Origin of the sequence: Pseudomonas fluorescens, from assembly GCF_001902145.1 — a bacterium.
Classification (GTDB): Bacteria; Pseudomonadota; Gammaproteobacteria; order Pseudomonadales; family Pseudomonadaceae; genus Aquipseudomonas; species Aquipseudomonas fluorescens_BV.
Genome location: NZ_MRST01000026.1, coordinates 359526 through 373530 on the forward strand (window position 1 = coordinate 359526; position 14005 = coordinate 373530).

Here is a 14005-nt window from a genome sequence, read left to right on the forward strand (position 1 = left end):
TCATCACATCGACTATCGAGGTCGCCCCATGAAAAAATTTCGATTGCCTGGGCTGTTGTTCCTGGCCCAAGCCACCACCGCGCTGGCGAGCGAAACCCCACCCGCCAACGACGACAAAGGCTTCTGGTACGCCCAGACCAGCGTCTACACCCGGCACTTCGCACCCGACCCTGAGCACAACAACAAGCAGGACTTGATCGGCCTGGAACGCAACGAGGCGTCGGGCCTGTTGTATGGCGGGGTGACTTTTCGCAACTCGTTTCGCCAGCGCTCGTACTACGCCTATGCGGGCAAGCGCTATGACATGGCCGACTATCCGGTGTATGCAAAATTGACCGGCGGGCTGCTCCAGGGTTATCGCGGCGATTACCGCGACAAGATTCCGTTGAACCGATTCGGCGTGGCGCCGGTGATCATTCCGTCGGTGGGCGCTCATTACGGGCCAGTGGCGGCGGAGTTGGTGCTGCTGGGGTTCAACGCGGCGATGGTGACGACTGGCTTACGCTTCTGACACGACACCGTCCCCTGTGGGAGCTGGCTTGCCTGCTCCCACATTATTCAGCGTAAGGTTTCAGGGTCTTGGGGCATAGGCGAAGACGTCGGCGCGCATCCGGTGCGCATCCATGCCGGCGTTGACCAGTGCGTCCAGGGTGCCGTAGATCATCGCCGGCGAACCGCTGGCGTAGACGTGCACGCTATTGAGGTCGGCAATGTCTTCGCACACCACCTCATGCAGCAAACCGCAGCGCCCTTCCCAACCACACAGGTCGCTGACCACTTTGTGCAGGAACAGATTGGGCAGTTGCTGCCACTGATCCCAGTGCTCGATCTGGTAGAAATCTTCCGGGCGCCGTACGCCCCAGTACAGGTGCACGGGGTGCTTGAAGCCCGAAGCCCGGCAGTGCTCGATCAGACTGTGCATCTGCGCCATACCAGTACCGGCGGCCATCAATACCAGCGGCCCGTCCGGCAACTCGGCCAGATGGGTGTCACCGAACGGCAGTTCCACCCGGGCCATCTGGTTGCGCTGCAATTGTTCGATAAGGTTGCGTGCACTGTCCTCGCGGACCAGCACGTGCAGCTCCAGCTCACGCCCGGCATGGGGTGCAGAGGCCAGGGAAAACGCTGATTTCTCGCCGTTCTCCCGCTCGAGCATCAAGTATTGCCCGGCGTGGTAGCGCACCGCCTTGCCAGCCGGGGCGCGCAGGCGCACACGCCACACATCGCCACCCACTTCCAGACACTCGATCAATTGGCACGACAATTTGCGCAACGGCAGCTCTCCCGGCGCCAGAACGCCATCCCACAACACCACACAGTCCTCCAGTGGCTCGGCGATACAGGTGTAGAACTCACCATGATCGCGCACCTCCCCGGCTTGCTGTACGCGGCCCTCCACCAGCAACGCCGCACAGACATGGCACACACCATTGCGACAGGCTTGGGGGCACTCATAGCCCAGGCGGCGTGCGCCTTCGAGGATTCGCTCGCCAGGAGCCAGCTCCAGCACAGCACCGGAAGGTTGCAGGGTTACACGCATCAATCTATTCCCAATTCTTTCCAGATCGCATCGACCCGCGCAGTGACGGCTTCATCCTTGACGATCACCCGGCCCCACTCACGCGTGGTTTCGCCCGGCCATTTGTGCGTGGCATCCAGGCCCATCTTTGAGCCAAGGCCCGATACCGGCGACGCGAAGTCGAGGTAGTCGATAGGCGTGTTGTCGATCATCACCGTATCGCGCTTGGGGTCCATGCGCGTAGTGATGGCCCAGATCACGTCGTTCCAGTCCCGGGCATTGATGTCGTCGTCAGTGACGATAACGAACTTGGTGTACATGAACTGTCGCAAAAACGACCATACGCCGAGCATTACCCGCTTGGCATGCCCCGGATACGACTTCTTCATGGTCACGATGGCCATGCGGTAAGAACAGCCCTCGGGCGGCAGGTAGAAGTCGGTGATTTCCGGGAATTGCTTTTGCAGGATCGGCACGAACACTTCGTTGAGCGCCACGCCGAGGATGGCCGGTTCATCGGGCGGACGGCCCGTGTAGGTACTGTGGTAGATCGGCTTGACCCGATGGGTGATGCGCTCGACGGTGAACACCGGGAAGCTGTCGACTTCGTTGTAGTAACCGGTGTGGTCGCCATACGGGCCTTCATCGGCCATTTCACCTGGGTGAATCACGCCTTCAAGAATGATTTCGGCGGTGGCCGGCACTTGCAGGTCATTACCGCGGCACTTCACCAACTCCGTGCGATTACCGCGCAACAAACCGGCGAAGGCGTATTCGGAGAGGCTGTCAGGTACGGGCGTGACCGCGCCGAGGATGGTCGCCGGGTCAGCACCCAGGGCCACGGATACCGGGAACGGCTTGCCGGGATGCTTCTCGCACCACTCACGGAAGTCGAGGGCGCCGCCACGGTGACTCAGCCAGCGCATGATCACTTTGTTACGGCCAATGACTTGCTGACGGTAGATACCGAGGTTCTGGCGGTCCTTGTTCGGGCCTTTGGTGACGGTCAGGCCCCAGGTGATCAGCGGGCCGACGTCGCCGGGCCAGCAGGTTTGCACCGGAAGCATGGCCAGGTCGACATCATCGCCTTCAATGACCACTTCCTGGCACACCGCGTCCTTGACCACCTTGGGGGCCATGGCAATGATCTTGCGGAAGATCGGCAGCTTGGACCAAGCGTCCTTCAAGCCCTTGGGCGGCTCGGGCTCCTTGAGAAAGGCCAGCAGCTTGCCGATCTCGCGCAGTTCGCTGACGGACTCGGCGCCCATGCCAAAGGCCACGCGCTCGGGAGTGCCGAACAGGTTGCCCAGCACCGGGATATCAAAGCCGGTCGGGTTTTCGAACAACAGCGCCGGGCCCTTGTTGCGCAAGGTGCGGTCGCAAATCTCAGTCATTTCCAGCACCGGAGAAATCGGCATCTGGATACGTTTCAACTCTCCGCGCTGCTCAAGTTGCTGCACGAAATCCCGAAGATCCTTGAATTTCATTAACCATGCCACCCGTAAAATAGGCGTACATCCTACCTGCTCTGAGGGCGGCTGGCAGCTTAATTGGCCGTCAATCCGCGTGATTGCAACGAACTGAACAACGGCTCCAGGAAGGCTTCGATGTGTCGCGCGCCGACGTCTGAAAGGTGGTTATCGTCGGTATACAGCGCTCGGCCATCGAGTTCGACCCGGCATACACCGTCGGTGCCACACAGCAAAGGCGCAGGGTCCAGCACCGCGACACCGCTGTCGGCCGCCGCCAACTCATCAAACAAGTGCGTGATAAAGGCCTGGCGCTTTACATGCTCGGCCACGGCGAGCCCCTCACCGTCCACGGGGCGGTTCATCATGGCCAGGCGGCTGAGACGGTAAGGCACGATGATTTCCTGCAGCGGCACTTCCTTGACCAGCCAGACCTTGTGCCCGGCAGCGCGCAAGCCCTGGATGCGCTCGCGCAGGCCCTGGGCAAAGCGTTGCTCGGCGACGGCACGCACATACTGGCCGGTGCCCGGGTCTTTGAGCGCATGCTCCTTGTCACCGGACATTTGCCCGTACACGTACAGGCTCCAGCGGGCGGCCAACACCACATCGCTGAAAGTCTGCTCGGACATGGCCTTCTCGACGCGACGATTGAAATGCGCGCAGCGGGCAATATTTTCCAGGCCATCGAGGGGAATACAGCCGGCAAAACTGGCTTCGACCAGGCTGATATCGTGGCGATCAGCACCCTCTTTGAGTGCGGGTATCAGCGCGGTGGCGTGACTGTCACCCCATACCAGCGCTGAAACAGATTGGCCTTTCGGGCCGAAATGGCAGAACAAGCGTTCATCGGGCGTATCTTTGTCGGCCATGCACGCCAGCAGGTCAGGGCTCCACTTCTTGGCCTGGGCAAAGCGCAACGCCTGTTCGGACAAGCGCGAAGGCACGCCGTCGAACTCACGGATCGTCAGCCCAGTGAAACCAAGCCCCAGAATGCCGACCAAGGCTGACGCCAGAATCGCCTTACGCGAAGCCAGCAAACGTTTTTCCCGGAACGGCGTTTCCACGAAGCGCCAGGACAGGTAGCCCAGCACCAGCGAAAGCAGCATAAGCCCCGCCAGCTCCAGCGTGCTCAAGCCATCCACCGCGGCATAGTTGGCATACACGAACACCGGCCAGTGCCAGAGGTACCAGGAATAAGAGATCAGCCCGATACCCACCATGATCCGTGTGCCCAACAGGCGAGCGACCCAGGTCTGTTGCTGACCGTTGGCCCAGATCAACCCGACCACCCCCAGCACGGGCAACAACGCGGTCGCACCTGGGAACGGCGTTTTCGCGTCGTAGCCCAGCACAGCGATGAGGATCAATGCCAAGGAAACCAGGCTGACCCCTTGGGCCAAGGCCGGCGAGGCGCGCCATTCACGCTTGGGCTGCACTGCCAGCATTGCACCGGCCAGTAGCTCCCAGGCCCGCAGGTGCAACAGGAAGAAGGCTTTCTGCGGCTCATGCTGAACCGCCCAGACGCTCATGCCAAACGACACCAACAGTATCGCGAACAATGCCAGGCGCCAGTGCTTCAACCGACTGGAAAGCAACGTCAGCAGCAATGGGAAGAAAATATAGAACTGCTCTTCTACTGCGAGCGACCAGGTATGCAGCAAGGGCTTGATGTCGGATGAGGCATCAAAGTAGCCATGCTGGCGCGAGAACAACAGGTTCGACGTAAAGGTCACCTGATAGTGCGCAGACCGCCCTAACTCCTCATAGTCCTTGGGCGCCAACAGAAACCAACCCACTGCCAGTGTCGCGGCGATCATCACAAAGAGGGCCGGCAAGATACGCCGGGCGCGACGAGCCCAGAAGTCGATGAAGCTGAAGCGTCCAGCTTGACGCTCACGCCAGATAATTGACGTGATCAGGAAACCCGAGATGACGAAGAAGACGTCAACGCCAACAAAACCGCCAGTAATGCCTGGGACACCAAAGTGGAACAACACGACTGCAAGGACAGCAATGGCACGCAGGCCATCGATGTCTCTGCGGTAAGCAAGGGTGGTCATAAGAATGTGGTCAGTCTGCGACGAAAGGGATGAGCGAAGTCACGCGTCAATTTTTGTTACTTAACGGATACTTATGCCACAAAAATCGCAGAATCTCGACGCAAAAAAAATGGCGCCCCATTAAGGGCGCCATTTTTTTGGACCTGAAACGCTGTATTACTTGCGTTTCATCGACAGGAAGAACTCGTCGTTGGTCTTGGTGGTTTTCAGCTTGTCGATCAGAAACTCGATGGCAGCGACTTCGTCCATCGGGTGCAGCAGCTTGCGCAAGATCCACATACGCTGCAGTTCGTCGTCTGCGGTCAGCAACTCTTCACGGCGGGTGCCGGAGCGGTTGATGTTGATCGCCGGGAACACACGCTTTTCTGCGATGCGGCGGTCCAAAGGCAGTTCCATGTTGCCGGTACCCTTGAACTCTTCGTAGATCACTTCGTCCATCTTCGAGCCGGTTTCAACCAGCGCGGTGGCGATAATGGTCAGCGAGCCGCCTTCTTCGATGTTCCGCGCAGCGCCGAAGAAACGCTTCGGTTTCTCCAGGGCGTGGGCATCGACACCACCGGTCAGTACCTTGCCGGAGCTCGGGATCACAGTGTTGTAGGCACGGGCCAGACGCGTGATGGAATCGAGCAGGATCACCACGTCTTTCTTGTGCTCGACCAGGCGCTTGGCCTTTTCGATCACCATTTCGGCAACCTGCACGTGGCGGGTTGGCGGCTCATCGAACGTCGAGGCAACCACTTCGCCGCGCACGGTGCGCTGCATTTCGGTCACTTCTTCCGGACGCTCATCGATCAACAGCACGATCAGATGAACTTCAGGGTTGTTACGTGCAATGTTTGCGGCGATGTTCTGCAGCATGATGGTCTTGCCGGCTTTCGGCGGTGCGACGATCAGGCCACGCTGGCCTTTGCCGATCGGAGCGCAGAGATCGATCACACGACCGGTCAAGTCTTCGGTGGAGCCGTTACCGGCTTCCATCTTCATGCGCACGGTCGGGAACAGCGGGGTCAGGTTCTCGAAGAGAATCTTGTTTTTCGCGTTCTCTGGGCGGTCGAAGTTGATCGTGTCGACCTTGAGCAGGGCGAAGTAACGCTCGCCTTCCTTCGGAGGACGGATCTTGCCAACGATGGTGTCACCAGTGCGCAAGTTGAAGCGACGGATCTGGCTCGGCGAGACGTAGATATCGTCTGGGCCGGCGAGATAGGACGCGTCTGCAGAGCGGAGGAAGCCGAAGCCGTCCTGGAGGATCTCCAGCACGCCATCACCGGAGATTTCCTCGCCGCTTTTCGCGTGCTTCTTGAGCAGGGAGAAAATCACGTCCTGCTTGCGCGAACGGGCCATATTTTCTATGCCCATTTCTTCGGCCAATTGGAGCAGGTCGGTAATCGGCTTTTGCTTGAGTTCAGTCAGATTCATATAGGAATGACGTAATCATTTATGGAGGGGGGAAATTAAGCTTTTGGCTTAATGAGGCCGCGCCGCAGAGAAGGCGACAGGATCGCGTACTAATCGAAAAGGAATGCGTCGGCGACGGCTTGCAGGGGGCAGTGGAGAAACCACTGCGGGGCCGAATGTACCACCTGGATTTCGGAGCGTCTAGCCCTGCTTTACGAAAAAGCCCCGCTATTTGCGGGGCTTTTTTGACGACGCTTAGATGTTCGCGTCGAGGAAAGCTTGCAGCTGGGACTTCGACAGCGCGCCCACTTTAGTCGCTTCAACATTGCCGTTCTTGAACAGCATCAGCGTAGGAATACCACGTACGCCATGCTTGGCCGGAGTTTCCTGGTTGTCGTCGATGTTCAGCTTGGCAACGGTCAGCTTGCCTTCGTAGGTGGTTGCAATGTCGTCCAGGACCGGAGCGATCATTTTGCAAGGGCCGCACCATTCAGCCCAGTAGTCAACCAGCACCGGGCCGGCAGCCTTGAGTACTTCGGCCTCAAAGGTCGCGTCGGTGACGTGCTTGATAAGATCGTTGCTCATGGATGTCTCCGGATTGTAAGCAAAAAAAACGTTGCCCATCATAGCCGCCCTTCCCCTGTTCAGGAAGCCACGTCTGATTGAGTCTTGCTATGAAGTTGAATGAGTGTGGGCATGACCCACTCAAGGCGTAACGGGCGTCACGAACGCAATGCCCGTGCGCAACGCAGCATTACGTATATGTTCCTGCATGGTTTTCTGCGCCGCCGTACTGCTGCGGCGGGCCAGGGCGCGCAGGATCCTGCGATGTTCCTGCCAGGTTTCCATGGCCCGTTCCGGCCGGATGAACGGTAGTTTCTGACTCTCCAAAAACACTTCGGCACTGGCACTGAGGATGCTCACCATTGCCTGGTTACCGCTGGCCAGCAGAATGCACTGGTGAAATTCGAAGTCCAGGCGAGCGGCTGCTTCGAAGTCGCCCGCCTTGAGCACTCTGTGCATGGCTTCGACATTATCCTCCAGGCTGTCCAGCGCCTCGACGGTCAGTGTCATTGCTGCCAACCCCGCCGCAAACCCCTCCAATGCGTAGCGCAGCTGGAAGATATCCGGCGGCGTAGCCTGCGCCCCGAAGGGCCAGGCGAACCCTGGCGCTTCTTGCACGTCCTGCACGAACACGCCCTTGCCCGGCTGCACACTGACCACGCCCAAGGCGCTAAGGGATGACAGCGCCTCACGCAACGAAGCCCGGCTCACCCCCAATTGCAGCGCCAGGTCGCGCTGGGACGGTAACGCGTCGCCCGGCACGAAGCCTTGCTCCTTGATCAATTTGCGGATGGCCTGCAAGGCCGCTTCCGGTACGGCTTGGGCAATGAAATTCATAAAAAGCTCAGGTTCCCGATAGCTGCGTGACCCGTTGTAAAACTATTTACGGCCGGCTGCAAGCCACGCCCCAAAGGGGCTCGCGGCTTTTTGTCAACGCTCGAAAAGGGTGCGAAAACCCTGGCAACTGTTCAGACCAGTAAGACCTGTGCACCTCAACAAACATCAGCCTTGCAGACGATCCAAACGGTGCTGGCATGGGCTGTGCACTGGGCAAACTCAGAAAATTCCTTCGCCTTTTTCGGAGAGTCGCCATGACCAAGCGCTACAGCGCCCTGCTCACTGCCCTGTTTGCCAGCCTGATGCTGAGCCAGGCACCCGCCCAGGCGAATGGTCTGGATGACATCGTCGCCCGTGGCACCCTGAAGGTTGCCGTCCCCCAGGACTTCCCGCCGTTTGGCTCGGTCGGCCCTGACATGCAACCCCGTGGCCTGGACATCGACACCGCCAAGCTGCTGGCCGACCAACTCAAGGTCAAGCTGGAACTGACCCCGGTGAACAGCACCAACCGCATCCCGTTCCTCACCACCGGCAAGGTCGACCTGGTGATTTCCAGCCTGGGCAAGAACCCCGAACGCGCAAAGGTCATCGACTTCTCCAGCGCCTACGCACCGTTCTATCTCGCCGTGTTTGGGCCGCCTGACGCCGCCATCGCCAGCCTCGACGACCTCAAGGGCAAGACCATCAGCGTGACCCGTGGCGCCATCGAGGACATCGAGCTGACAGCGGTAGCGCCCAAGGAAGCCACGATCAAGCGCTTTGAAGACAACAATTCCACCATCGCCGCCTACCTGGCCGGCCAGGTCGACCTGATCGCCAGCGGCAACGTGGTCATGGTGGCCATCAGCGAACGCAACCCCAAACGCGTACCCGCGCTGAAGGTGAAGCTCAAGGACTCGCCGGTGTACGTGGGCGTGAACAAGAACGAGCCGGCGCTGTTGGAAAAGGTCAACCAGATCCTGGTCGCGGCCAAGGCTGACGGTAGCCTGGAGAAAAACGCCATGCAGTGGCTCAAAGAACCGCTGCCTGCCGACCTCTGACGCGGAGCTCAACTATGGCCTATCAATTCGACTTTGTGCCGGTGCTGGCCAATACCGACCTGCTCCTGCGTGGCGCGCTGTTCACCCTTGAGCTGACGGCCATTGGCGCCATCCTCGGCGTGGCACTGGGCACTGTCGGCGCCGTGGTACGGGCGTGGAAGATCCAGCCGTTTGCGTGGCTCTTTGGTGTGTATGTCGAGTTGATCCGCAACACGCCGTTCCTGGTGCAACTGTTCTTCATCTTCTTCGGCCTGCCGTCCCTCGGGTTGAAAATCACCGAGTGGCAAGCCGCCGTGCTGGCGATGGTAATCAACCTGGGGGCGTACTCCACCGAGATCATCCGTGCCGGCATCCAGGCCATCCCACGGGGGCAACTGGAGGCGGCTGCGGCGCTGGCAATGACGCGCTTTGAAGCGTTTCGCCATGTGGTGTTGCTACCGGCCCTGGGCAAGGTGTGGCCAGCCCTGAGCAGCCAGATCATCATCGTGATGCTCGGTTCGGCGGTGTGTTCGCAGATCGCGACCGAAGAATTGAGCTTTGCCGCCAACTTTATCCAGTCGCGTAATTTCCGTGCCTTTGAAACCTATGCCCTGACCACCTTGGTGTACCTGTGCATGGCGCTGATGATTCGCCAGTTGCTCAACTGGATCGGCCGACGGTTTGTCATGAGGAACAGCCGATGAGTGATTTTTCGTTCTGGGACATCGTGCGCAACCTGCTTACCGGCCTGCAATGGACGTTGCTGCTGTCATTGGTGGCGTTTGTGGGCGGCGGTCTGATCGGCTTGCTGGTGATGACCCTGCGCATCAGCCGCAAAGCGTTCCCGCGCAATATTGCCCGCACCTATATCGAACTGTTCCAGGGCACGCCACTGCTGATGCAGCTGTTCCTGGTGTTTTTCGGCGTTGCCCTGCTTGGTGTGGACATATCGCCTTGGCTGGCAGCTGCGATTGCGTTGACCCTGTTTACCAGCGCCTACCTGGCTGAAATATGGCGCGGCTGCGTCGACTCCATTGCCCACGGCCAATGGGAGGCCTCGGCCAGCCTGGCCCTCAACCCGCTTGAACAACTGCGCTATGTGATCCTGCCCCAGGCGCTACGCATTGCTGTCGCGCCGACAGTGGGCTTTTCGGTGCAGGTGGTCAAAGGCACCGCCGTGACCTCGATCATCGGCTTCACCGAACTGACCAAGACGGGCGGCATGCTCGCCAACGCCACCTTCGAACCCTTCATGGTCTATGGCCTGGTGGCCCTCGGTTACTTCCTGCTTTGCTACCCCTTGTCCCTCAGTGCGCGCTACCTGGAAAGGAGACTGCATGCCTCTGCTTAGAATTTCTGCCCTGCATAAGTATTACGGCGATCACCACGTGCTCAAGGGCATCGACCTGACGGTGGACGAAGGCCAGGTGGTGGCGATCATCGGCCGCAGCGGCTCGGGCAAATCCACCTTGCTGCGCACCCTCAATGGCTTGGAGTCGATCAACGACGGCGTCATTGAAGTCGATGGTGAATACCTCGACGCCGCCCGCGCCGACCTGCGCAGCCTGCGGCAGAAGGTCGGCATGGTGTTCCAGCAATTCAATCTGTTCCCGCACCTGACCGTGGGCGAGAACGTGATGCTGGCGCCGCAAGTGGTGCAGAAAGTGCCAAAGGCCAAAGCGGTGCAGTTGGCAAAGCAGATGCTGGAACGGGTCGGCCTGGGCGAGAAGTTCGACGCTTTCCCTGATCGACTGTCCGGTGGCCAGCAACAGCGAGTCGCCATTGCCCGCGCACTGGCCATGTCACCCAAAGTGCTGCTGTGCGATGAAATCACATCGGCCCTGGACCCGGAGCTGGTCAATGAAGTGCTCAGCGTGGTGCGCCAACTGGCTAAAGACGGCATGACCCTGATCATGGTGACCCACGAAATGCGTTTTGCCCGGGAGGTTGGGGATAAGCTGGTGTTCATGCACCAGGGTAAGGTGCATGAAGTGGGCGACCCGAAAGTGCTGTTTGCACATCCGCAATCTGCCGAGCTGGCAAACTTCATCGGCAGCCATGGATCACCTGCCTGAGGACTCAGCCACCGGACACCAGCTCGAAACGCCCATTGCCCTCGTATGTGGTTTTATCGCCAACAGCAGTGGCTGCGCTCGACAGCCAGGTGTCTACTTGCACCTGCGCCGAAAAAGCGTGGCCTCTGCCAGGAACTCCGCCGACCAGCACTACCAGAGATTGGCCTGGGCGTAGCTGGGCGTCCCGTTCGGTAGGGTTGTGCCATTGCGCTAACTCGATGGGTTTACCGTCGAGTTGAGGATGCTCAAGCGTCAGGTTGAAAAAGCCCTGGCGGCCAAACCTGTAGCCAGTCTCATCGGCCGGCACGCCTTGAAAACGTAGCGCAATCACCGCAGCCTCCACGCAGATCACGTTCAGGCGTACCATACGCTTTCCCAGCGAAGCACCCCGGTTTTCGAGCTGTTCGCCTGGGCGAAGCAGGCCGTAATCGATGACGGGCTGGCTCAGGGATAGGCGGCAGTTCGCAGCACTTGCCGGCGCTGCCAGTAAAAGGCAGCTCAACAACAGCCCCAAGCCTTTGAGACACCCGCTACCCCACTCGTTCATACAGGCGGCCTCACCGACAGACCGCCGACGCGGTTTCGTAGAATTTGCCATCATAGGTTTGCTCCGGAAGGTCGAGCTGCAGCGCGCAGGTCACTGCGTTGGAAGAGACTTTCAGGGCCTGCGGCGCGTCGACGTTGCTGAGAAAAATCATCCCATCCCCAACCACCGTGGTCAGCAATGCATTTTCTGGCCCCAGCACGGCAGCGCCCTGAGGCAATGGTTTGCCGTGTATATCCGTAGCGCGCAGCAGTACCCGGCGCACATTGATTACTTCGAAATCGACCCTGTTGAAGGACCCACGGCCCGCTTCCAGGACCTTGGTACCGTTCTTGATATCCATCTGGCGAGGTAGGCTTTTGCCTTCCAGTTCCAACACGCTCGACTGATAAGCCGGCAAACTGGCGATCACAGCCTTGCCCCACGGGTCGGTCCAAACCGGCCCTTGAGGTGTGGTAAGACGAGCACCGGCAACCTCGCCCACCGAGACCACGCCAAACGTGTCCTCAACCCGATACGGCGACAGCGTGAAACCCTCAGAATGGGCGACCACCGCCCCTTGCAATTGCCCGGAGTAACTGGTGCTGGATGAATCACGATTCAGCCCCAGCCCCACTTGCGCGTAACGTGAAGACGCGTTGAGCGTGCCGCCCAGGGTGTGCTCACGGTGCCCTGCGAAGTCTCTGTCGCTGCGTATCTGGTAGTTCAGCGTCTCGTCGATACGTTCATCATAGGCAGTGCCGATACTGGAGCGCTCCCCCTGACGTCGAGCGAATGCGCTGAGGCTCCGATCACGACCCAGGGGAACACTGACCTGCAGTCGAATACCCAGTCCGTCATCGTTCCGGTCATCCGCACTGTTGGACTGGCCAATCTGAGAGTCCACGGTCACACCGACACTGGCGTATCTGAAGCTCTTGTTCCACGTGCCGTAGATATTCTGGGTAATCCGGCTCTTGAAATCGGCCCCCCGGTTATAACCGATTGAGAAGCCACCCAACTGAGGGTCCGCCCAACTGAATCCTGCGGTGTACTGGTTCTTGAATCGCGAGCCATCCACATCGTTCACATGAGGCGTCACTGTATCGATGACGTCACGATAGCCCGGTGTCTGCGCAGTGGCACTCAAGGACATCTGTACATTCGCAGGCAGGCCGACGCTCACAGACACACTGTTGCGCGCGCCTTGTACGTTTGTTGAATGATCCCGGGACAAGTTGTTACGCACCCCCAGGGAAAAGCGCTGGGAAAAGCTGCTGTCCAGGGCAAGCCCCACCGCATTGTAGCTATCGGTACCTTGTACCCCAGCGCTGACCGCGCTGTCCTTGCCCACTGCCCACGTACCACTGGCCATGGCCAGCAGGGGCTCTTTGGCACCTCTCCCCTCCACCTCGCGGACCTTGCCCAAAGAAGCTGTATATCCAGACTTCACTGGGACCACTGCGCGGAACGTAGCAGCCGGCACGACAAAACTGCGCTGCCCGCCCTGAGTCTCGATCACCGTGACCTGAAGGTCGCTGGTGCCGTTGAGCAAGGGCAGGTTGGTCAGCGTAAAAGGCCCCTCAGGAACGACCGTGGTATAGATCAACGCGCCGGACTGCCGGACTTCCACCCGTGATTGGCTCAGGGCTCGCCCCTCGACCACCACGCCATTGTGACTGCCACCGCTTTCAATACCATCGGGAAAAAGCTGCGCGCCCGTCAGTTGTACTCCCCCGAACACCGGGCTATTGCTCGATATCTGACCGACCTGGAAGGTTGAGGCCAAAGGCAAGAAATCCCTTTGTGCATAGGCGAAAAGGTGCTCGGCCGTTGTACGGCGATCGTTGGAAATATAAAGCTGGCGGCTGCGGGCAATCCAGTCGCCAAAATTGAATCCCACTTCGGTGGAGGCGGAAAGATAGCGATAGGTATCCGCCCTGGAATGACTGTTGATTGCCTGGACGTCGTAATTGAGTAGTGCTGCGGTGCCGCCGCGCGCATAGCTGCCGGAGCCTCGCTGAGGGTCTCGCAGCGCTTGCGTAGGCACCACCAACGACACCTCTTCGTTGCCGGGACGCAAAGTCGTTACTGTCTCAGGGTAGTCGGCCTTGAAGTCATGACAGGCTTGCTCGGGTGGGACACTTTTGTCGATCACCGAGGAAGGGACCCGCAAGCTGCCACGATCAAGCAAGCTACGGGTAAAGCATAGCTCGCCTTCTTTGTCGAACCGAGCATCCGTCAAGCCTATCCGCTCACCGTTGACGTGCAGGTCCACGACCCTCACACCTTCACTGAAACGTGGCGCATGACGAAAATAGTGGGCAACCGAAGGGCTGATACCCCGCGCCTGCAGCGTTTCCAAGTCGAATCCGGAAATGCTCGATACCCGGGCGGCAGAAGCCTCCGTGGCCACCCCCGCCATCAGTGCCATGCACACCGACAGGCTCAGCCCGCTTCGCCTGAAAAGCGCCTCACGCTTTTGTACATGATTCAAGTCGTCGGGAACTGCACCGAAATTGCCATTGGCTGTGTTCATGAACG

Annotated in this window: 13 protein-coding genes; 5 read left to right on the forward strand and 8 right to left on the reverse strand. The window is 59.5% G+C overall.

What is annotated here, in order from left to right:
• Window positions 1-28 precede the first annotated feature (28 nt).
• The gene (locus BUE92_RS21155) at window positions 29-511 is read left to right on the forward strand and encodes a sn-glycerol-3-phosphate transporter (RefSeq protein ID WP_073526081.1); all 483 of its coding nucleotides are present in this window, start codon (window positions 29-31) and stop codon (window positions 509-511) included.
• A 60-nt stretch (window positions 512-571) separates the two neighbouring features.
• Here the strand turns inward: BUE92_RS21155 and BUE92_RS21160 are convergent, their stop codons facing one another.
• From BUE92_RS21160 to BUE92_RS21185, 6 genes are all read right to left on the reverse strand, one after another.
• A complete protein-coding gene (locus BUE92_RS21160; RefSeq protein ID WP_073526083.1) occupies window positions 572-1540 on the reverse strand; it encodes a CDP-6-deoxy-delta-3,4-glucoseen reductase in 969 nt (322 codons plus the stop codon).
• Complete coding sequence (gene ubiD / locus BUE92_RS21165; protein WP_003195329.1) at window positions 1540-3006, reverse strand: 4-hydroxy-3-polyprenylbenzoate decarboxylase; 1467 nt, start codon at window positions 3004-3006, stop codon at window positions 1540-1542. The genes BUE92_RS21160 and ubiD overlap by 1 nt, the downstream gene beginning before the upstream one ends.
• Window positions 3007-3065: 59 nt before the next feature.
• Window positions 3066-5048 carry an acyltransferase family protein gene (locus BUE92_RS21170; RefSeq protein ID WP_073526085.1) on the reverse strand — a complete coding sequence of 661 codons (1983 nt, stop codon included), beginning with the start codon at window positions 5046-5048 and terminating at the stop codon, window positions 3066-3068.
• A 156-nt stretch (window positions 5049-5204) separates the two neighbouring features.
• A complete protein-coding gene (gene rho, locus BUE92_RS21175) occupies window positions 5205-6464 on the reverse strand; it encodes a transcription termination factor Rho (RefSeq protein WP_003176825.1) in 1260 nt (419 codons plus the stop codon).
• Between the two features lie 234 nt (window positions 6465-6698).
• Entirely contained in the window at window positions 6699-7028 is a 330-nt protein-coding gene (gene trxA, locus BUE92_RS21180) for a thioredoxin TrxA (RefSeq protein ID WP_034129019.1), read from the reverse strand.
• A 120-nt stretch (window positions 7029-7148) separates the two neighbouring features.
• Window positions 7149-7844: a FadR/GntR family transcriptional regulator gene (locus BUE92_RS21185; RefSeq protein WP_073526087.1), complete on the reverse strand. Its 696-nt coding sequence runs from the start codon at window positions 7842-7844 to the stop codon at window positions 7149-7151.
• 254 nt (window positions 7845-8098) lie between these two features.
• Here BUE92_RS21185 and BUE92_RS21190 point away from each other — a divergent pair, with 254 nt between their 5' ends.
• Genes BUE92_RS21190 through BUE92_RS21205 form a run of 4 tightly spaced genes read left to right on the forward strand, consistent with a single transcriptional unit; the run spans window position 8099 to window position 10938 of the window.
• On the forward strand, window positions 8099-8884 hold the full coding sequence (locus tag BUE92_RS21190) for a transporter substrate-binding domain-containing protein (RefSeq protein WP_054896000.1): 786 nt from the start codon (window positions 8099-8101) through the stop codon (window positions 8882-8884).
• Between the two features lie 14 nt (window positions 8885-8898).
• Window positions 8899-9567 (forward strand): amino acid ABC transporter permease, encoded by a 669-nt coding sequence (locus BUE92_RS21195; RefSeq protein ID WP_058426445.1) that lies wholly within the window; start codon window positions 8899-8901, stop codon window positions 9565-9567.
• A complete protein-coding gene (locus BUE92_RS21200) occupies window positions 9564-10214 on the forward strand; it encodes an amino acid ABC transporter permease (protein ID WP_073526089.1) in 651 nt (216 codons plus the stop codon). Before BUE92_RS21195 ends, BUE92_RS21200 begins: the two co-directional genes overlap by 4 nt.
• The gene (locus BUE92_RS21205; RefSeq protein ID WP_034129024.1) at window positions 10201-10938 is read left to right on the forward strand and encodes an amino acid ABC transporter ATP-binding protein; all 738 of its coding nucleotides are present in this window, start codon (window positions 10201-10203) and stop codon (window positions 10936-10938) included. Before BUE92_RS21200 ends, BUE92_RS21205 begins: the two co-directional genes overlap by 14 nt.
• Window positions 10939-10942: 4 nt before the next feature.
• On the opposite strand, the gene BUE92_RS21210 is transcribed toward BUE92_RS21205, so the two are convergent.
• Together BUE92_RS21210 and BUE92_RS21215 are read right to left on the reverse strand one after the other, a co-directional pair.
• Complete coding sequence (locus BUE92_RS21210; protein ID WP_143170011.1) at window positions 10943-11305, reverse strand: hypothetical protein; 363 nt, start codon at window positions 11303-11305, stop codon at window positions 10943-10945.
• 190 nt (window positions 11306-11495) lie between these two features.
• Entirely contained in the window at window positions 11496-14000 is a 2505-nt protein-coding gene (locus BUE92_RS21215) for a fimbria/pilus outer membrane usher protein (RefSeq protein WP_256673992.1), read from the reverse strand.
• Window positions 14001-14005: the final 5 nt, after the last annotated feature.